General features: G+C 62.5%; 23 protein-coding genes. 20 read left to right on the top strand and 3 right to left on the bottom strand.

The window, feature by feature from the left end; all coding sequences use genetic code 11:
• Positions 1 to 195 precede the first annotated feature (195 nt).
• From PPRO_RS04215 to PPRO_RS04185, 7 genes are all read left to right on the top strand, one after another.
• Positions 196 to 651 (top strand): MarR family winged helix-turn-helix transcriptional regulator, encoded by a 456-nt coding sequence (locus PPRO_RS04215; RefSeq protein ID WP_011734801.1) that lies wholly within the window; start codon positions 196 to 198, stop codon positions 649 to 651.
• Positions 648 to 1,826 carry an MFS transporter gene (locus PPRO_RS04210; protein ID WP_011734800.1) on the top strand — a complete coding sequence of 393 codons (1,179 nt, stop codon included), beginning with the start codon at positions 648 to 650 and terminating at the stop codon, positions 1,824 to 1,826. Before PPRO_RS04215 ends, PPRO_RS04210 begins: the two co-directional genes overlap by 4 nt.
• Before the next feature lie 190 nt (positions 1,827 to 2,016).
• The gene (locus PPRO_RS20055; protein ID WP_011734799.1) at positions 2,017 to 2,283 is read left to right on the top strand and encodes a carboxymuconolactone decarboxylase family protein; all 267 of its coding nucleotides are present in this window, start codon (positions 2,017 to 2,019) and stop codon (positions 2,281 to 2,283) included.
• 15 nt (positions 2,284 to 2,298) lie between these two features.
• Entirely contained in the window at positions 2,299 to 3,246 is a 948-nt protein-coding gene (locus PPRO_RS04200; RefSeq protein WP_011734798.1) for a permease, read from the top strand.
• Positions 3,247 to 3,288: 42 nt separating this feature from the next.
• Positions 3,289 to 3,516 carry a thioredoxin family protein gene (locus tag PPRO_RS04195; protein WP_011734797.1) on the top strand — a complete coding sequence of 76 codons (228 nt, stop codon included), beginning with the start codon at positions 3,289 to 3,291 and terminating at the stop codon, positions 3,514 to 3,516.
• Positions 3,513 to 3,905, top strand: a complete 393-nt coding sequence (locus tag PPRO_RS04190) for a thioredoxin family protein (RefSeq protein ID WP_011734796.1) — start codon at positions 3,513 to 3,515, stop codon at positions 3,903 to 3,905. The genes PPRO_RS04195 and PPRO_RS04190 overlap by 4 nt, the downstream gene beginning before the upstream one ends.
• Positions 3,902 to 4,588 (top strand): cytochrome c biogenesis CcdA family protein, encoded by a 687-nt coding sequence (locus PPRO_RS04185; RefSeq protein ID WP_011734795.1) that lies wholly within the window; start codon positions 3,902 to 3,904, stop codon positions 4,586 to 4,588. Before PPRO_RS04190 ends, PPRO_RS04185 begins: the two co-directional genes overlap by 4 nt.
• A gap of 58 nt (positions 4,589 to 4,646) precedes the next feature.
• Here PPRO_RS04185 and PPRO_RS04180 read toward each other — a convergent pair whose 3' ends face one another.
• On the bottom strand, positions 4,647 to 5,243 hold the full coding sequence (locus PPRO_RS04180) for a DUF2284 domain-containing protein (RefSeq protein ID WP_011734794.1): 597 nt from the start codon (positions 5,241 to 5,243) through the stop codon (positions 4,647 to 4,649).
• Between the two features lie 45 nt (positions 5,244 to 5,288).
• Positions 5,289 to 6,032 (bottom strand): alpha/beta fold hydrolase, encoded by a 744-nt coding sequence (locus PPRO_RS04175; protein ID WP_011734793.1) that lies wholly within the window; start codon positions 6,030 to 6,032, stop codon positions 5,289 to 5,291.
• Between the two features lie 262 nt (positions 6,033 to 6,294).
• On the opposite strand from PPRO_RS04175, the gene atpD reads away from it, so the two are divergent.
• Genes atpD through PPRO_RS04135 form a run of 8 tightly spaced genes read left to right on the top strand, consistent with a single transcriptional unit; the run spans position 6,295 to position 12,467 of the window.
• Positions 6,295 to 7,695, top strand: a complete 1,401-nt coding sequence (gene atpD, locus PPRO_RS04170) for a F0F1 ATP synthase subunit beta (RefSeq protein ID WP_011734792.1) — start codon at positions 6,295 to 6,297, stop codon at positions 7,693 to 7,695.
• Complete coding sequence (locus tag PPRO_RS04165) at positions 7,692 to 8,096, top strand: F0F1 ATP synthase subunit epsilon (protein ID WP_011734791.1); 405 nt, start codon at positions 7,692 to 7,694, stop codon at positions 8,094 to 8,096. Before atpD ends, PPRO_RS04165 begins: the two co-directional genes overlap by 4 nt.
• Entirely contained in the window at positions 8,093 to 8,365 is a 273-nt protein-coding gene (locus PPRO_RS04160) for an AtpZ/AtpI family protein (protein ID WP_011734790.1), read from the top strand. Before PPRO_RS04165 ends, PPRO_RS04160 begins: the two co-directional genes overlap by 4 nt.
• Positions 8,366 to 8,410: 45 nt before the next feature.
• Positions 8,411 to 9,097 carry a F0F1 ATP synthase subunit A gene (locus PPRO_RS04155; protein ID WP_011734789.1) on the top strand — a complete coding sequence of 229 codons (687 nt, stop codon included), beginning with the start codon at positions 8,411 to 8,413 and terminating at the stop codon, positions 9,095 to 9,097.
• Complete coding sequence (gene atpE, locus PPRO_RS04150) at positions 9,094 to 9,360, top strand: ATP synthase F0 subunit C (RefSeq protein ID WP_011734788.1); 267 nt, start codon at positions 9,094 to 9,096, stop codon at positions 9,358 to 9,360. The genes PPRO_RS04155 and atpE overlap by 4 nt, the downstream gene beginning before the upstream one ends.
• Before the next feature lie 12 nt (positions 9,361 to 9,372).
• Positions 9,373 to 10,119 carry a F0F1 ATP synthase subunit B family protein gene (locus PPRO_RS04145; protein WP_011734787.1) on the top strand — a complete coding sequence of 249 codons (747 nt, stop codon included), beginning with the start codon at positions 9,373 to 9,375 and terminating at the stop codon, positions 10,117 to 10,119.
• A complete protein-coding gene (locus tag PPRO_RS04140; RefSeq protein ID WP_011734786.1) occupies positions 10,109 to 11,611 on the top strand; it encodes a F0F1 ATP synthase subunit alpha in 1,503 nt (500 codons plus the stop codon). Before PPRO_RS04145 ends, PPRO_RS04140 begins: the two co-directional genes overlap by 11 nt.
• A complete protein-coding gene (locus tag PPRO_RS04135) occupies positions 11,595 to 12,467 on the top strand; it encodes a F0F1 ATP synthase subunit gamma (protein ID WP_011734785.1) in 873 nt (290 codons plus the stop codon). Before PPRO_RS04140 ends, PPRO_RS04135 begins: the two co-directional genes overlap by 17 nt.
• Here the strand turns inward: PPRO_RS04135 and PPRO_RS04130 are convergent.
• Positions 12,443 to 13,690, bottom strand: coding sequence for a multidrug effflux MFS transporter (locus PPRO_RS04130; RefSeq protein WP_041532123.1), 1,248 nt, complete (start codon positions 13,688 to 13,690; stop codon positions 12,443 to 12,445). The two genes, PPRO_RS04135 and PPRO_RS04130, sit on opposite strands and share 25 nt — an antisense overlap.
• A 340-nt stretch (positions 13,691 to 14,030) precedes the next feature.
• Between PPRO_RS04130 and PPRO_RS04125 the strand changes: the two genes are divergently transcribed.
• The 5 genes from PPRO_RS04125 (at position 14,031) to PPRO_RS04105 (ending at position 17,848) form a co-directional block, all read left to right on the top strand.
• A complete protein-coding gene (locus tag PPRO_RS04125) occupies positions 14,031 to 14,447 on the top strand; it encodes an arsenate reductase ArsC (protein WP_011734783.1) in 417 nt (138 codons plus the stop codon).
• Complete coding sequence (gene arsB / locus PPRO_RS04120) at positions 14,444 to 15,505, top strand: ACR3 family arsenite efflux transporter (RefSeq protein ID WP_011734782.1); 1,062 nt, start codon at positions 14,444 to 14,446, stop codon at positions 15,503 to 15,505. The genes PPRO_RS04125 and arsB overlap by 4 nt, the downstream gene beginning before the upstream one ends.
• A gap of 98 nt (positions 15,506 to 15,603) precedes the next feature.
• A complete protein-coding gene (locus PPRO_RS04115; RefSeq protein ID WP_011734781.1) occupies positions 15,604 to 15,846 on the top strand; it encodes a zinc ribbon domain-containing protein in 243 nt (80 codons plus the stop codon).
• Between the two features lie 113 nt (positions 15,847 to 15,959).
• On the top strand, positions 15,960 to 16,199 hold the full coding sequence (locus tag PPRO_RS04110) for a zinc ribbon domain-containing protein (protein WP_041532122.1): 240 nt from the start codon (positions 15,960 to 15,962) through the stop codon (positions 16,197 to 16,199).
• Positions 16,200 to 16,450: 251 nt separating this feature from the next.
• Positions 16,451 to 17,848, top strand: coding sequence for a radical SAM/SPASM domain-containing protein (locus PPRO_RS04105; protein ID WP_011734779.1), 1,398 nt, complete (start codon positions 16,451 to 16,453; stop codon positions 17,846 to 17,848).
• Positions 17,849 to 17,976: the final 128 nt, after the last annotated feature.

Below are 17,976 nucleotides of genomic sequence, written 5' to 3'. Positions count from 1 at the left end.
AGCGAAAATCAGCCTGTAATAACCGCAGTCATCGCTGAAAGGGCTGAATTAACCAGGTTGCCGGTGGGAAGACGAACACATACGGAACTTTTTTAATCGGCTTGGCCACAAAAGAGGGCGCCCCTGAGGTCAAGCCCGACAGACTCCTAGGTTTGCCGAAAATTAGTTAACCGGTTAACGGATAACAGGGGAACCATGAACGACTCGGACAGACTGCTGCACAATTTACATCAAACCACCCGGGTGATTGCCAGGGGGATCAATCGGGTGCTCGAACCATGGGGACTGTCCAGTTCGGAATGGAGCCTCATACGCGCCCTAAAACTCCACGGCCCCCAGACCCAGCGCAGCCTGGCCGCTTTCCTCCATATCGAGCCGCCAGCCATCACCAAAAGCCTGGCCAGGCTCGAACAGCGGGGGCTGATCGACAGGAGCGAGGGAATGGACCGGCGCACCAAGACAACCAGCCTGAGCGAAAGAGCCGTGCAGCTGTATCCGCAATGGGAAGAGCGCATCAGGGAACACCGCTCGTCGCTGCTTGCCGGCCTTTCCGGGGAACAGCAGAACGAGCTGCAGTATCTTCTGACCCATATCCGTGAAAATGCCCGGAAATACGTGACGCCGGACGGCAAGGGGGAGCTTGAGGCATGAATAACGAGGCTTTATGGACAAAACCCTATACTCTGACCCTGCTGGCTTCGTTCCTGATCTTTATCCCCTACTCCCTCTATCTGCCCGTCCTCCCGGTCTACGTTCTCGACGAGCTCCACGGCTCCCTGGCCGCCGCCGGGATGGTCAACGCGGTTTTCCTGCTGGCGTCGGTCCTGTTCCGGGCACAGACAAGCCGCTTCGAGAGCATGTTCGGCGTACGGACCGTGCTGCTGGCCAGCGGATTTCTGTTCATGTTCTCCAATTGCCTGTTTCTGCTGACCGATGCAACGGCACTGGTACTGCTGATCCGTTTTTTCAGCGGGGCCTGTTTTGCCATCGTCAATACCTGCATCAATGCCATCGGCAGCAGGCTTGCCCCTCTCAAGCGCAAGGGCGAGGGGCTGGGCTACCTGACCATGGTTGTCACCGCCGGCAATGCCATCGGCCCCTATATCGGCCTTAACCTTGCAAAGTCATTCGGATTCAGCCGGGTTTTCATCTTCAGTGCCGCCATCTCGTTGGCAGGGTTCCTGATTGCCCTGATGATCGACGTCCAGGAGGAACCATCCACCAAACAAAGCGCTGTGCGGGGTTTTGCACTGAGGGACCTCTTCGAGGCCCAGGCCATGCCGGCCTCGGGCATGGTCCTGCTCCTGTCCGTTGCCAATGCCGCGGTGATCACCTTTGTCACGGTCTACGCCAACAGCCTTCGGCTGGACGCGGCAGCCGCCTATTTCTTCGTTGTCATGGCTACCTGCTCGGTGGGATCCAGGCTCTTTACCGGCCGGTTGTACGACCGGTTCGGCGCCAATGTGGTCATCTATCCCGCCATTGGACTTATGGCTCTGGGGCTGCTCATCCTCGGTCATGCCGGCTCATCGCTGCACATGCTCATGGCGGCCTCCCTGATCGGTTTGGCCTACGGCGCCGCCGTACCCGGCTTTCTCACACTCGCCATCCAGCACTCTCCCGCGCACCGTACCAGCGCGGTTACCGCGACCTATTTCACCTTTCTGGATATCGGCCTGGGAACCGGTTCCTGCCTTGTGGGCGCCTGCATAGCCTTTACCGGCTACTCCGGGCTCTACTTCCTGCTCAGCCCGTTTGTCCTGGCAATCATGCTCCTCTATTACCGGCTGAGCCGCACGAGGAACAAGCCGGCTCTACCGGCCTGAGAGCAGCGGCCCCCAACCTTCGACATCCCAAGGCCCACAGCCGTTGTGAACCGATTCACAACGACCTCTCATCTTTTTACTTGCATCCATCCGCACAAGCGGATACATTTGCCTTTCACAAAGAGAACCGTCGACAGTCACCTGCCACTCCAGCCGAAAACGGCATTCAACCGGAAAGGACGACAACCCCATGGATGAACGTTTGAGAGAATTGATCGCCATCGGCGCCTCGGTAAGCGCCCACTGCCAACCCTGCCTCAGCCATCACCTGGAGAAAGCCCGCGAACTGGGCATTTCAGACGAGGAGATCCTGGCGGCGATTGAAACAGGCCAGATGGTCAGCAGGGGGGCCATGAACGCCATGGGCACGTTTTCAGCCTCGCTCGTGAAACCGGCTGCAGCGGCATGCCGGTGTGGCTCTTCCCCCAGTTCGTCACCCAGCAGTTGCTGCGCATAACCGAGGTCACCCGCCATGCTCAAGCAAGCCGCCGATTATCTGACCTTTGACCTGATGGGGCTCACGCCCGGCACCCGCCTGGGCGAGGCGCTTAACTTCTTCCTCTACGACACTACCAAGATCTTCCTGCTCCTGACCACGATCATCTTCGTGGTGGCCATCATCCGCTCATCCTTCCCCCCGGAGCGGACCAAGCGCATCCTCTCCCACAAACGGGAATACATCGGCAACATCCTGGCCGCGCTGCTGGGCATCGTGACCCCCTTCTGCTCCTGCTCGGCAGTGCCGCTCTTCATCGGCTTCGTGGAGTCGGGGGTACCGCTGGGGGTGACCTTTTCGTTTCTGGTCTCCTCGCCCATGGTCAACGAGGTGGCCCTGATCATGCTCTGGGGGTTGTTCGGCTGGAAGATCGCCCTGATCTACATCGGCACCGGCCTGCTGGTGGCCATTATTGCCGGGATCATCATCGGAAAACTGAAGATGGAGAAGCACGTTCAGGACTACGTCTGGAAGATGCAGGTGGGCAACGCCGACATCAGGGTCATGACCTTCCGGGAAAAGATCGACTATGCCCGCGACTACACCCTGGATCTCTTGAAGAAGATCTGGCCCTACGTGGTGGTCGGCATCGGCATCGGCGGTTTCATCCACGGCTATGTGCCCCAGGATTTCCTGGCCACATGGGCAGGCCGTGACAACCCCTTTGCCGTGCCGCTGGCCGTGGCCCTGGGCGTGCCGCTCTACTCCAACGCCGCCGGTGTGATCCCCATCGTCCAGGCCCTGACCGCCAAGGGGATGGCCATGGGCACGGTGCTGGCCTTCATGATGGCGGTCACGGCCCTGTCGCTGCCAGAGGCGATCATCCTGAGCAATGTGCTTAAAAAGCCGCTGCTAGGGACCTTCTTCGGCATCGTGGCCCTGGCCATCGTCTGTATCGGTTATCTGTTCAATGCGATACTCTGATCAACCCTATCCGAGTAAAAACCACCACAAAGGAGAAGACGAATGAAAATCGAAGTATTGGGAAGCGGTTGCGCAAAATGCAAGACACTGTATGAGGCGGTCAAGACGGCGGTCAGCGAGAAGGGAGTGGAGGCGGAGGTCGTCAAGGTGGAGGACATGGCCTCGATCATGAAATACGGCGTGATGAGCACCCCGGCCCTGGTCATCGACGGCACGGTGGTGTTTTCCGGCAAGAGCGCTTCAGCCGCCGAAATCCAGAAATACCTATGAGAAAGCTCATCATTGGAACAATTTTGGCGCTCTCCTGCCTGGCCCACCTGTCGGCGCTGGCGGCGGAACTTCCTTCCGCAACCGGCAGCAGCATCCGGGCTGCCTTGAGCTCCGGCAGGCCCAGCGTAGTCGACTTCGGCGCCCGCAGCTGCATCCCCTGCAAGAAGATGGCGCCCATACTGGAAGAGCTGAACCGCGAGCTCAAGGGCAAGGCCAACGTGCTCTTCAACGATGTATGGAAAGATGATGTCCTGGCGAGGGATTACCGCATACAGATGATCCCGACCCAGATCTTCTTCAACGCCGCAGGCAAAGAGGTCAAGCGCCACATGGGCTTCATGGACAAGGCCGACATACTGAAGGAACTGAAGGCACTGGGTTTGAAATGAGCCTGCTGGACAACGTGGAGCAGATCATCAGCCTTTACCCACTGCTGGCTTTCGTCGCGGTCTTTTGTGCCGGGGTGCTGTCGTCGGCCTCCCCCTGCGTGCTGGCCACCATTCCGCTGGTGGTCGGATTCGTGGGAGGTTACAGCGATGGCGACCGTGGCAAGGCATTCCGCTACTCGCTGGCCTTCATCCTGGGGCTGTCGCTCACCTTCACCGCCTTCGGCGCTGCGGCGGGTCTCTTGGGCACCATGTTCGGGGCACTGGGCGGCCCCTGGCACCTGGTCGCCGGCGTCATCGCCCTGGCCATGGGAGGACAGATGATGGGGCTGTACGAGATCCGCCTGCCGGTCAGGCGCGACTACAAGCCCAAACAGGGTGGCCTGGCCGGAGCATTTCTGCTGGGGCTGTTCTTCGGGGTGGTCTCGTCCCCTTGCGCCACGCCGGTGCTGGTGCTGCTGCTGACCCTGGTTGCCGGCAAAGGGCAGGTGCTGTACGGCACGGCCCTACTGTTCTGCTACGCCATCGGCCACTGCCTGCTGATGCTGTTCGCCGGCACCTTCACCGGATTCGTGGAGGGGTTCGCCAAGGCCCGCGGCGTTGTCAACTTCTCGTCATGGTCCAAACGAATCAGCGGCGGCGTGATTGCGCTGGCGGGTGGCTGGTTTGTGTGGCAGGGGATGTAATCCCCGTTTCACATCATAGATGCTATCAGGGCGGCAAGAAAGCAGGCAACGGAGGCCCTCAACCGATCAGGACCATCCCCGCCATCATCCCCATGGGGACCTCGTCGGAGGCGGTGTCCCTGGTGATGATCTGGAAGCGCCAGCCGACCGCCTTGCACAACTCCTCGAAATTGACCCCGATACCGGACAGGGATGCCCTGGCCTTGTCGGGAAAGCGGCACTCCCCCCCCTTCTCCAGCACGACGCACGATTCCCGGTCAGCGCAGAAGATCATCTTGCAGGAGCCGGCGGCGAATCCCCGTGGGTCGGCGTACCCCTTCTCCCGCGCCAGCCGCTCGATGGTGGCGGCTATCTCGTGGACCCGTCTGGCCACACCATGCCGTTCCTCCCCCAGGAGCAGTTCCGTGGGAGCGTCGATCTTGAACACCAGGGCATGTTCGTAGCGGGAGAGGAGTTCCCTGAACTCGGCCGGTTTCATGACATGGGGCGGACAGCCCGGCCCCTGGCCGTAGCCGGGGCATTGAGGAGAAGCACACATCTCAGGGAAGCGGTCCTCCACAACGATTGATGGCGCCGGGATGATCCGGGCATCGCTGACGCCTAGCTCGAATGCCTTTTCGATCAGCTCCTGCAGTGAATCATGACTGTTTTCCATCCCCTTGTTCCCTTCCTACCTCCCGTTTTTGTTATCCGATTCGTTTTAGTTGCGAATTTTTACCGTCCCATTTTGGGGCCAGTCGTTGTGGCCTCCGGGGATTTCATAAAATTCCGCCAGGGGCAACGACTTGGCCAGAGCCCTCGCATGGCGGATCGGCAGTATCCTGTCGTCGATCGTTCCGTAGATCTCCAGTTTCCCGGCATATCCCGCAAGCGCCTCAACATTGTCCCAACGATCAAACAGGAGCAGACCGGCCGGGATCAAGGGGAAATGATATCTCGCCACGCTCGCAAGTGTGTCGAAAGGAGCGACCAGTACGATCCTGTCCGGCTGTCTTTGCAATTTGGCCAGGGTGGATGCTGGACCGCTTCCGATTGATTCACCCACGACGCAGAGGGGAGTGTTCGGATAGTTCCTGCTCAACTCCCCATAGGCAGCCTCCGCCGCGGAATCAAACGACGACTTGCCAGGGGAACCTTCGCGGTTGCCGTATCCCGGATATTCCAGGATGAAGACCGAATCGGAGCCGGAAAAACATTGGAGGGCGTAGGCGCGATCCGCCGCCTGTCCGCCGTTTCCGTGAATGAACAGCCAGACATTCTTGGGATCGTTCACTTTGCGGGCATAGCCGATGGTACGGCCATCCACTACCCATGGGGCAAGACCGTTCGTTTCCGAATGGTGGCTCGGGTAGTAGATCATTCGGCGCTGGAAGACCGTAACGACTGTCAGAAGCGTTACAAAGGTTATCAGCGCAACGAGTAGCATGCGTTTCAGTTGGTTCATTTTGGGTATATTACATTAGAACTCTGCCAAGGTACACAACCAGCTGACATGGGTCAAATATTCTAATGATCACGTTGTCGACCCATGATTCATCCAATGGATGCAACAATCAACGGACCTTATCTCGCCCCCCCCTCGGCGACCGCACGACCGACAGTCCCCCCTCCTTGCCATCCCCACTGTTGGCGATACACTCCCCTTACGGGAACAACCATCAGAACCTTTTCGCATGCCCCCATCATTCCCGCCCTGGGCCTATCCCATGGAACAGCTGCCCGCAAACCACATAGTCGATACCGAACCGATCGGCACCGTTGTCGAGGTGCACGGTCCGGTGGTGCTGATCCACTGCGACCGCCTCCCCCCGCTGAGGCAGGCCCTGATAGCCCACAACGGCGAACGGAGCTACACCTTCGAGGTCTACCAGCACCTGGACCGGGAAAACATCCGCGCCATCACCCTGGAAGAACCGGCCGGCCTGCGGCGCGGCATGAGGGTGCATGACCGGGGCGCGCCGCTCTCGATTCCGGTGTCACCCCAGTGCCTGGGACGGCTGCTGGACGCCTTCGGCGCCCCGCTGGACGACGGCCCGCCCCTGTCCGGTAATGAACGACGCCCGATCCATGCCCACCCCGCCCCTTTCCACGAGACAACCGCCGCCAGCGGCATCCTGGAGACCGGCATCAAGGTGATCGACCTGCTCAGTCCCTTCGTGCGCGGCGGCAAGACCGGGCTCTTCGGCGGCGCTGGGGTGGGCAAAACCGTCCTGATCATGGAGTTCATGCACGCCATCGTGGCCCTGCACCGGGGGGTGTCGGTCTTCGCCGGCGTGGGGGAGCGGATCCGTGAGGGGCACGAACTGTGGCACGAGATGCGCGACGCCGGGGTTATGCCCCACACCCTGATCGTTCTGGGGCAGATGGACGAATCCCCCGGTATCCGCTTCCGGGTGGGGTTGGCGGCCCTGACCTACGCCGAATACCTGCGGGACAGCCTGGGCACGGAGGTACTCTTCCTGATGGACAACGTGTTCCGCTTTGCCCAGGCCGGCAGCGAGATATCCGGGCTCCTGGGGCGCATCCCGGCCACCGTCGGCTACCAGCCGACCCTGATGAGCGAGGTGGCCGAACTGGAAGACCGCATCATCTCCACCCGGTCGGGGGCACTGACCTCGGTGCAGGCGGTGTACGTGCCGGCCGACGACATGAGCGATCCAGCGGTGAACGCAATCCTGGGGCATCTGGACTCCATGGTGATCCTCTCCCGCTCCCAGGCCAGCAAGGGGATCTATCCGGCCGTGGACCCGCTGCAATCCACCACCAGCCTGATGGACCGCCGCGTCCTGGGGGACCGTCACTACGCGGCGGCCGAGGGGGTGCGCGAGCATCTGGCGCGCTACCGGGAACTGGAGGACATGATCGCCATGCTCGGCATCCAGGAACTCTCCGAGCACGACCGTCGCATGGTGCTGCGGGCGCGCAAGCTCCAGCGCTACCTGACCCAGCCGTTCCACGTCACCGCCGAGCATGCCGGCATGAAGGGGGTCTCCGTCCCCCTGGAAGAGACGCTTTCCGACTGCGAGCGTTTCCTAAAGGGCGAGTACGACGAGCTGAGCGAGGATGAATGCTACATGCGGGGCGCCATGGGGAGGCCTCGGCCATGAAAACAATGACCCTGCATCTGCGCCATTCATCTGGCCACGACCGTTTCGAGAACCTTTCCAGCTTCGTGGGTGAAGACGCCAGCGGCAGCTTCGGCATCCTCCCCAACCATGGCAGGATGATGACGGTCCTGGTAGCGGGGTTGGCCCGCTTCCGGGTCGGAGAAAGGGAGTGGCACTATCTGGCGCTCCCGGGCGGCATCCTGGCCAGTACAGGCTGCGAGCTGACCATCTGCACCCGGCGCTACCTGCACGACACCGATTTCCGGCTCATGGGAGCGCTGCTGGAGGAGCTCCAGCGGGCCGACCGGGAGACCCTGGGAGGCATCCGGGAGAGCCTGCAGCGCCTGGAGCAGGAGATGCGGCGGCGCCTGTGGGAGATGGAACGGGGTGACAGGCCATGAAAAACGACGACAACCTCAGGCAACAGGTGGAACAGCGGGTCAGGCGGCTGGTGCGGGCCGAACGGGAGCGGCCCACGGTGCTGGGGCAGTCGGTCTACCTGGGGACCCTGGGGCTGCTGCTGGTGCTGCCGGTGATCGGCGGTGCCTACCTGGGGCGCTGGCTGGACGGCATGGCGAGCGGCTACTCCATCCGCTGGACCATCTCGATGATCTTCCTGGGGCTGGTCATCGGCGGGTTCAATGCCTACCTGCTGATACGGGAGCCGTAGGGACGCAGTGCACTGCGTCCCTCACCCAACAAGAAGGAGCACTTCATGCTGGAAACGACACAGGCGCTGTTCCACCTGGGGCCCCTGGCCGTGGGAACCACGGTGGTGACCACCTGGGGGATCATGGTCGTCCTCTCCCTTGGCGCATGGCTGGCCAGCAGACGCCTGCGCCTCGACCCAGGCCCCTTCCAGGTGGCCCTGGAGGGGGTCGTGCAGACCATCCGCGCCGCCGTGGAAGAGGTAGTGCCGCGACGCGCCGACACCGTCTTCCCCTTCGTGGCGACCCTCTGGCTCTTCATCGGAATCGCCAACCTCTCCAGCCTGATCCCCCGTGTCCACTCCCCCACGGCAGACCTGTCCGCCACAACGGCCCTGGCGCTGCTGGTGTTTTTTTCGGTGCACTGGTTCGGAATCCGCATCCAGGGGCTGCGCCCCTATCTGCGACATTACCTCTCGCCGAGCCCTTTCCTGCTCCCCTTTCACGTCATCGGCGAGATCACCCGCACCCTGGCCCTGGCCGTGCGCCTGTTCGGCAACATGATGAGCCTGGAGACCGCGGCCCTGCTGGTGCTGCTGGTGGCAGGCCTGTTCGCGCCGATCCCGCTTTTGATGCTGCACATCGTTGAAGCCCTGGTGCAGGCCTATATCTTCGGCATGCTGACACTGGTCTACATAGCCGGCGCCATCCAGTCCCTGGAGGCCCGGCGCTCTCCCAAGGAGGAGGAAACATGAGCGCCCTGTTCTGGTTCGTTTTCGCATCAACGGTGGTGGCGCTGATCGCCATGGCCATCGGCATCATCGCGCCGGCAAAGGCCATGGGGCAGGCCATCTGCACCGCCCTGGAATCCCTGGCCCGACAGCCCGAGGCGGAGAAGTCGCTGACCCGGACGCTCTTCATCGGCCTGGCCATGATCGAATCCCTGGCCATCTACTGCCTGGTGATCGTGCTGATCGTGCTGTTCAGGAACCCCCTGCTGGAATACCTCCTCAAATAACGGAGGCCATCCATGGAACTCGATCTCTCCACCCTGATCATGGAAGCCGTCAACTTCCTGATCCTTGTCTGGATCATGAACCGCATCCTCTACCGGCCGGTAGCCGCCATCATCGCCCAGCGGCAGGCGGCTCTGGAGCACACCCGCGCCGAAGCCGAGCAGCTCAGGAGCGAGGCAACCGGGTTGCGGCAAACCTACCAGGGACGCCTGGCCTCCTGGGATACCGAGAAGGCGGAACTGCGCCGCCAGTTGCATGCCGAGATCGCCGTGGAGCGCCAGCGTTTGATGGCCGCTCTCGATGAGGAGCTTGCCGGGATGCGGGACAAGGCCAGGGTGGCAGAAGAGCGGCGCAGCGAGGAACTGGCCCGCCTGAGCGAGGAACGCGCCATTGCCCATGCTGGCCGATTTGCCGCCCGACTGCTGGCCCGTACCGCCACAGCGGAGCAGGGAATATTGCTCATGGAGATGCTGCTGGAAGACCTGGCTGCTCTCCCCGACGATCAGCGCCGCGCCATTTCCGAGGCGCTTGGCAAGGATGACGCGCCGGTGCGGGTGATAAGCGCCCACCCCCTGGCGCCGACCGCTTCCCAGGCGTTCGAGGGCCGCTTCCGGGAGATGTTCCCCGAGGCGCTCCGCTTCAGCTTCACGGAAGACCCGACGCTTTTGGCCGGTGTGCGCGTGATCGCCGGCCCCTGGAATCTGGCTGCCAACCTGAGTGACGAACTGGCCTTTTTCCGGGGAGGAATCGATGCCGACTGAAGCCACCCCATCCCGCTCACCCCTTAACCGGCTGGAGGCCAGGCTCGCGGGGTATCGCCCCACAACCCGCATCAGGGAACGGGGATGCGTGCTGGCCGTGGGTGATGGTGTGGCCTGGATCGGCCGCCTTCCCTCGGCCGCCCTGGATGAGGTCATCACCCTGGAGGAGGGGAGCCGGGCACTGGTCTTTCACCTGGGCAGGGAGCTTGTGGGCGCGATCCTGCTGCACCAGAGCGACCGGCTCACCGCGGGGACCGGGGCCGAGCTCTCCGGAAGCCGCCCCTCCATCCCGGCGGGAGACAGCCTGTTGGGAAGGGTCGTAGACCCCCTGGGGAGACCGCTGGACGGCGGCGAGCCACCTGCCGACTGCATCCGCCGGGAGATCTTCGGACCGTCGGCGCCGATCCTGGCCCGCAGCTTCGTGAACAGCCCGCTGTACACCGGCACCACCATCGTGGACACCATGATCCCGGTGGGCCGGGGCCAGCGCCAGCTGATCATCGGCGGCTCATCCACGGGGAAAAGCTCCCTGGCCCTGGATGCGGTCATCAGCCAGAAGGGGAACGGCGTGCTCTGCGTCTACGTCCTGATCGGCCAGAAACGTTCCAAGGGCGTTGCCATCGTGGAGACGCTGCGGGAGGCCGGGGCGCTCCCCCACACCACGGTGGTGGTGGCCGAGGCGTTCGAGCTCCCCGGCCTGAAATACCTGGCCCCCTTTGCCGGCTGCGCCCTGGCCGAGGAGTGGATGCAGCGGGGCCGGGATACCCTGATCGTCTACGACGACCTCTCCCTGCACGCCCAGACCTACCGGGAGGTGTCCCTGATCCTGCGCCGGCCGCCGGGACGCGAGGCCTATCCCGGCGACATCTTCTCCCTCCATGCCCGGCTCCTGGAGCGCTCCACCGTCCTGGCCGCAAGTCACGGCGGAGGGAGCATGACCGCCCTGCCGATCATCGAGATCCAGCAGGGGGAGTTGGCGGCCTACATCCCCACCAACCTGATCTCCATCACCGACGGCCAGATATACCTGGACCAGCAGCTCTTCTCCGCCGGCTTCCTGCCGGCCATCGACATCACCCGCTCGGTCTCCCGCATCGGCGGCAAGGCCCAACACCAGAGGGTCAAGGAGGAGGTGGGGCGCATGAAGCTGGACTACCTGCAGTTCCTGGAGCTGGAACTGTTCACCCGTTTCGGCGCCCGCCTGGAGGCCTCGGTGGAGGCTCGCATCAGGCGGGGGAGGCTGCTACGGGAACTGCTGCGCCAGGAACGGCGCGCCCCCCTTCCGGTGGAGTACCAGTTGGCCTGGCTGATCGCCTTCAACGAGGGGATGCTGGATAAAAAGAAACCGGAGGAGATTGCGGGGGTAACGAAGAGGCTGGCAGCCGCGGTGGCCGGGAGCAGCTGCACGCTGGAGAGCGACCGCGACGCCTGGCTGGCGCTGGTCAGTCAGGCCCTGGCAGACGACGGGGGGATGAATGGCCAGCAAGCGTGAGCTTGAACGGCGGCTAGCCGCCCTGGGTGACATCGGCGCCATCCTGGGGGTGATGAAGAACCTGGCCCTGATGGAGACCGCCAAGCTTTCCCGCGTGCTTGCCAGCCAGCGGGGGCTGGTGGAGAGCCTGGAGACAATAGCCGCCGACTTCCTGGCCTTCCATCCCCAGCCGCGACCCGCTCAGGGGGACCAGTTCCAGGTGCTGCTGCTGGTCGGCTCCCAGCGGGGGTTCTGCAGCGATTTCAATGATCGCCTGATAGCCTCCCTGGCGACGCGCAGCGGGGAAGATGCTTCAGGCAGACGGATCATCGCGGTGGGCGCCAAGCTCGTTGACCGGGTAGCGGCTGACCTGCACATGGATGGCCCCCATGCGCTGGAGGAGATCGAACAGGTCATCCACGGGGTGATGGACAGCCTCTCCTTGCTGCTCAGCCGCGCCGACAGCGGCCACTCCCTGCGGCTTGTGGCCCTGTACCACGATCCGGACAGCGGCCACCCCGTGACGAAAACCCTGGCCCCCCTCGAAGGACAGCCGCGGAGCACGGACACGCCTCTCTTCCCGCCTCTCCTGAACATTCCACCGTCCGCATTCTTCAGCCTGCTGGCCGAGCAGCACCTGCTGGCAGCCATGATCGAGCTGTTTTACCGCTCGCTGATGGCCGAGAGCCGCTTTCGGCTCAACCACATCGAAGCAGCCTCCCGGCGCATGGAACGGAGCAGTGCCGAACTGAAGCGGAAACAGAACCTGGCCCGCCAGGAAGAGATCATCGAAGAGATCGAGGCGATCCTGGCCGGGGCGGGGATGGGCGAGACGGGAACAGGGGGAGTGGTTCAGGAAACGCGGTTGAAAGGGTGATCTTCCGCCGAGGCGCTCAACGCCACGGCGAGCCAACCCACCACCCCGCAGAGAGCCATGGAGGCGGTCATGGGCAGCGCCGTGCCGTTGTGCAGCGCCCCCACCAGCGCTCCGGCGCTTGCGCCGATGGAATACTGGATCGTGCCCAGGAGCGCCGACGCACTTCCGGCAGCCTTTCCAAAGGGAGCCAGGGTAAGGGCGGTCACGTTGGGATAGAGGAAGCCGGTCATGCTGACGCAGAAGAAGATCAGCAGCCCCTGCCCAGGGAAGCCGCCGATTCCGGCCATGACCACGGCCACCAGCAGAAGGGTGGCCGCCGCGTTCAGGGCAAAGCATGTCTTCATGATCCGTTGGGCGCTGAACCGGTGCAGCAGACGGCGGTTCAGTTGCGATGCCCCGATCAACCCAACGGCATTGGCACCAAACAGCAGGGCGAACCGTTGGGGGGACATCCCATGGAGCTCGATGAAGAAAAATGGCGCCCCTGCAATGTACGCAAAGGTGAATCCGGCAACGCATCCCAGGGCGATGGAGTAGCGGATGTAGTCGCGGTTAGCCAGAAGTTGCCCGTACCCCGCGACCATCTCAGCCAGGGAGATGCGGATGCGCCGCTCCGGCGGCAGGGATTCGGGGAGCCACCGGGCCGCGGCGGCGATGGAGACCAGGGCGAAGAGCCCCAGAAAGGCAAAGATGCCGCGCCAGCCGGTGATCAGCAGGATTTGCCCTCCCGCGATGGGGGCCAGGATCGGCGCGGCTCCCATGACCAGCATGAGCAGCGAAAACATCCGGGCAGCCTCGGCGGTATCGTAGAGATCGCGCACAACGGCGCGGGAGATCACCATGCCGGCCCCGCCGCCCACCGCCATCACCAGACGCCAGATCAAAAGCCCCTCTCCCGTATGCACACAGGCGCATCCCAGCGCTGCGGCGATGTACAGCGTCAGTCCGCACAGCAGCGGCCTGCGCCGACCAAAGCGATCGGCCAGCGGCCCGTACAGGAGCTGCCCGGCCGCCGAGCCGAACAGGAAGGCGGAAATGGAGAGCTGCACCGTGCCCAGCGGCACCCCCAGATCCCGGGCGATCTGCGGGAAGGCGGGGAGATACATGTCGATGGACATGGGGCCGAAGGCGGTCAGTACGCCCAGGATCAGCACCATGCGCACCATCTGGCCGCGGGGCATGGGGGGCGGTCGAACAGCCGGTGTTGTGTGTGATAACGTCATGGAATACGTTTTACGTCCTCCGTTCACAGCAGCTGGTTACCCACGGTAACCCCATGGGTATCAAAGCCAGGACAACATCCGCCCATCCCGCTCCGCGTGACCATGGAACCCAGCATACTACACGAGAATACAAATATTCCAAGGGCCGGTTCACCGCGGGACATGGAGCCTCAAACAAGGGGAACCACCAGCTGCAGCTTCCTGGGTAGTGCCGCTGAAAGCGGGCGCATACCCGCATTTACCCCATGCAGCACTTTTCCCTTGCCAACATCCGCACAAGCGGATATATAATTTTCGCAAATTAAGCCGGACTTTCCCACCGCCACGAAATGGAGCTGCCATGAAACAGCGCATCCTCTTCCTCTGCACCCACAACTCCTGCCGTTCCCAGATGGCCGAGGCACTGGCAAACCACTACCTGGCCGACCGCTGCCAGGCATTTTCCGCCGGCACCCAGGCCACCCGGGTTAACCCCCTGGCTGCCCAGGTGCTGGCAGAACTGGGCATCGACGTTTCCAACCACCGCTCCAAGACCCTGGATGAATTCCAGGGAGAGAGATTCGACCATGTGGTCACCCTCTGCGGCGACGCCAACGAGACCTGCCCGCTCTTCATCGGCGGCGTGGAGCGCGTCCACCGCGGTTTCGACGACCCGTCGCGTCTCGAAGGGAGCGAGGAAGAACTGCTGCCGGAATTCCGCCGCGTGCGTGACGAGATAAAAAACTGGATAATCCACCATTTCGGAGGTGCATCATGAGTGAACACGTTTCCCGCAAACTGTCCTTCCTGGACCGCTGGCTGACGCTCTGGATTTTCGCCGCCATGGCGCTGGGCGTGGGCATGGGCTTTTTCATTCCGGGCGTGGAAGCCTTCATCAACAGCTTCCAGATGGGGACCACCAACATCCCCATCGCAGTCGGCCTGATCGTGATGATGTATCCCCCCTTTGCCAAGGTGAAGTACGAGGAAATGCCAGAGGTTTTCCAGAACAAGAAGATCCTGGGAGTTTCGCTGGTGCAGAATTGGGTGATCGGGCCGGTGCTGATGTTCGCACTGGCGGCCCTGCTGCTGCCGGACAAACCGGAGTACATGGTCGGCCTGATCATGATCGGTCTGGCACGCTGCATCGCCATGGTCATCGTCTGGAACGAACTGGCCAAGGGGAGCACCGAATACGCCGCCGGTCTGGTGGCCTTCAACAGTATCTTCCAGGTGCTCTTCTTCAGTGTCTACGCCTGGTTCTTCATCACGGTCCTGCCGCCCATGATCGGCCTCAAGGGAGTGGTGGTTGACGTGAGCATCGGCCAGATCGCCGAGAGCGTCTTCATCTACCTGGGCATCCCCTGTATCGCCGGCGCCCTGACACGGCTGATCGGGGTCAAGATCATGGGCAAGGAGCGCTACCACCGCGTGGTGGTGCCCAAGATCAGCCCTCTGACCCTGATCGCCCTGCTCTTCACCATCGTGGTCATGTTCAGCCTGAAGGGCAACCTGATCGTACAACTCCCCATGGATGTAGTGCGCATCGCCATTCCGCTGCTGGTCTACTTCGTGGTGATGTTCCTGGTCTCCTTCTGGATGGGCAAGCGCCTGGGCGCCGACTACTCCAGGACCACCACCCTGGCCTTCACCGCTGCCAGCAACAACTTCGAGCTGGCCATCGCCGTGGCAATTGCCGTATTCGGGCTCAACTCCGGCGCCGCCTTTGCCGCCGTGATCGGGCCGCTGGTGGAGGTGCCGGTGATGATCGGACTGGTCAACGTGGCCTTCTGGTTCCAGCGCAGATGGTTCGCCGGTAGGCCCGTGATCAGTTAGGATCCATGATTATCCGGCGTTTCAGCTTGAGCGTGTAAAAACGACCAAATTTCTGGCAAGATGGATTCAGAAGCACTTCATCTTCAGGGGAGGATGCCATGCTGAGAAGAACCTGTCGCGAATGCGGAGCGGAAATGGTCAGGAAGCAGACCCCGGATGGTGTCATCATCTTCTGTGAAACCTGTGACAGCGAAACCCCCTTCGACGAGGTCGTGGTGGAGCCGTACTGTCCCGATTGCGGAGAAAAGATCTCGGTCTGCTCCAAATGCTGCAAGGGGTTTTTCTGCGGCAGATGCAATTCCCTCAAATCAAGCAAACGGATCATCTGGAAACCGGTTTAAGGGGGCGTGCATGCCCCCCACGCCCCATGATCATGCCCGCTTTTCCGTGGCTCTCCCGTTTTCCTCTCGGCAGGTATTCACGGGTGCCACACCATAACCATCAAGGACGTCCCATGCTCAGAAAACTCTGTCAAGAATGCGATACGGAAATCAGCAGAACCTACACCACGGACGGGTTCAGCTACACCTGCCAGGCGTGCGGGGAAACCGCCTTCGTCGAGGTAGACATGGAGCCCTACTGCCCCGACTGCGGCGAGAGGGTGGAGTTCTGCGTCAAGTGCAGTGCGGGATTTTTCTGCAACAGTTGCAGGGCCATGATCTCCAGCAAGAGGATCGTCTGGAAGAAGGCATGAGCGCCAGGGCCGCGGCCATGTGACTCTTCTCCCCCCTGAAAACTGCGGCACAGCAGGGACAATCCCCGTACAGCCGGGTAGAATCCTCCCGCGGAGGCGAGGGGACAAGAGCGCCCTTGACAAGCCCGGAAAAATCAACCAAGGTATCTCACCCGAACGCCACTCTATCCCCTACCAACAAGCGCATCCGGAACAAGCGGCCCGGAACCGGTTTCCGCATACCGCCACCCCAAGGAGTCTTTGAGCCCCGTATGAACAAGCCGACATGGAGTATCGCCAACCTCTCCCATGCCCCCTCGACCGTCATCACTCCCGCAACCGCACCGATCTCCCCCATCGCGGACGGAACACCGCAACCGGCCCTTTTCCCCTACCCTTCCAAACTGTTCGTGGAAACAACCACCTACTGCAACCTGAAGTGCAGCATGTGCATGAAGCAGACCATGGGGAGCGAACTGAAGGAGGGGTTCCTGACCATGGAGATCTTCAGGGGGCTGGACCCTGCCTTCCCCCGGGCAGAGTCGCTGGTGATGAGCGGCATCGGAGAACCGCTGCTCTGCAGGGAGCTGGAGGATTTCATCCGCCATGCCCGCGCCCGTATGCCGCGGGACTCCTGGATCGGCTTCCAGTCCAACGGCCTGCTACTGGACGAGGAGCGCGCCGTCTCCCTGATGGAGGCGGGGCTGGACCGGATCTGCCTCTCGGTGGACTCGGTCTCGCCCGAGACCTTCAGCACCGTGCGCGAGGGGGGGGAACTGGGGGACATCGACCGGGCCTTCGCTGCCCTGGCCAGCGCCAGGGAACGCTGCGGACGCCCCGACTTCAGAATCGGCATCGAGTTCGTGATCATGCGCGACAACCTGCACGAGCTGCCGTCAACGCTGCGCTGGGCAGCCTCCCGCGGTGCCGACTTCGCCATCACCTCCCACCTGCTCCCCTACGATCCTGCCTTTGTGAAGGATGCGGCCTATGAGCCGAACACCGAAGACGCCATCCGCCTGTTCGAGAGTTGGCGCAAGCGGGCGGAGGCTGAGGGGATCGACATGAGCGACTACTTCAAGACAGCCTTCCTGCGCTACAGCCGCACCCCGGAACAGGATCGCATGGTTGACTTTGTCCGCCGGATGATGGACGATGCCCGCGGCCGCGACATCTTCCTCAACGTGGAGTCGCTGCTGCAGCGAGATCCCGGCTGGTACGCCCGGGTGGAAAGCACCTTCGCCGAGGCGCGCGCAATCGCCACCGAACAGGGTCTGGAGCTCAGGCTCCCGGCGGTGGCGCCACGCAGCGACCGGGCCTGCGACTTCCTGGAAGGGGGGAGCGTCTTCGTCTCCTGGGACGGCAAGGTTCATCCCTGCTACTTCCTCTGGCACAAGTATGTCTGCTACTTCACCGAGCGGAAGAAGCATGTCTCCACGAAGAGCTTCGGCTCCCTAACCGAGGAGGGGATCATGGAGATTTGGAATGCCCCCCCTTTCCGCCAGTTCCGCGAAGAGGTGCTGCGCCACGACTACCCCTTCTGCGCCAACTGCAACCTGATCCCCTGCGAATACCTGTATTGCGAGGAGTTCGAGCAGGACTGCTACACCAACACCGTCCCCTGTGGCGACTGTTTCTGGTGCATGGGGTTGTTCAACTGCATGAGCTGACCCCCTCTGCCCCCTATGCGTCTGCTCTCTCCCTCCCTTGAAGGGGGAGAGCAGCGTTCCTCACCCCTCACCCCTCACCCCTCACCCCTCACCCATATTCACTCCCCCCTCCATCCGATGGCCGGCAT

The sequence above is a fragment of the Pelobacter propionicus DSM 2379 genome, assembly GCF_000015045.1.
Taxonomy (GTDB): domain Bacteria; phylum Desulfobacterota; class Desulfuromonadia; order Geobacterales; family Pseudopelobacteraceae; genus Pseudopelobacter; species Pseudopelobacter propionicus.
The sequence above is the reverse complement of the archived record's forward strand: the minus strand, read 5'-3'. Positions and strand labels throughout refer to the sequence as shown.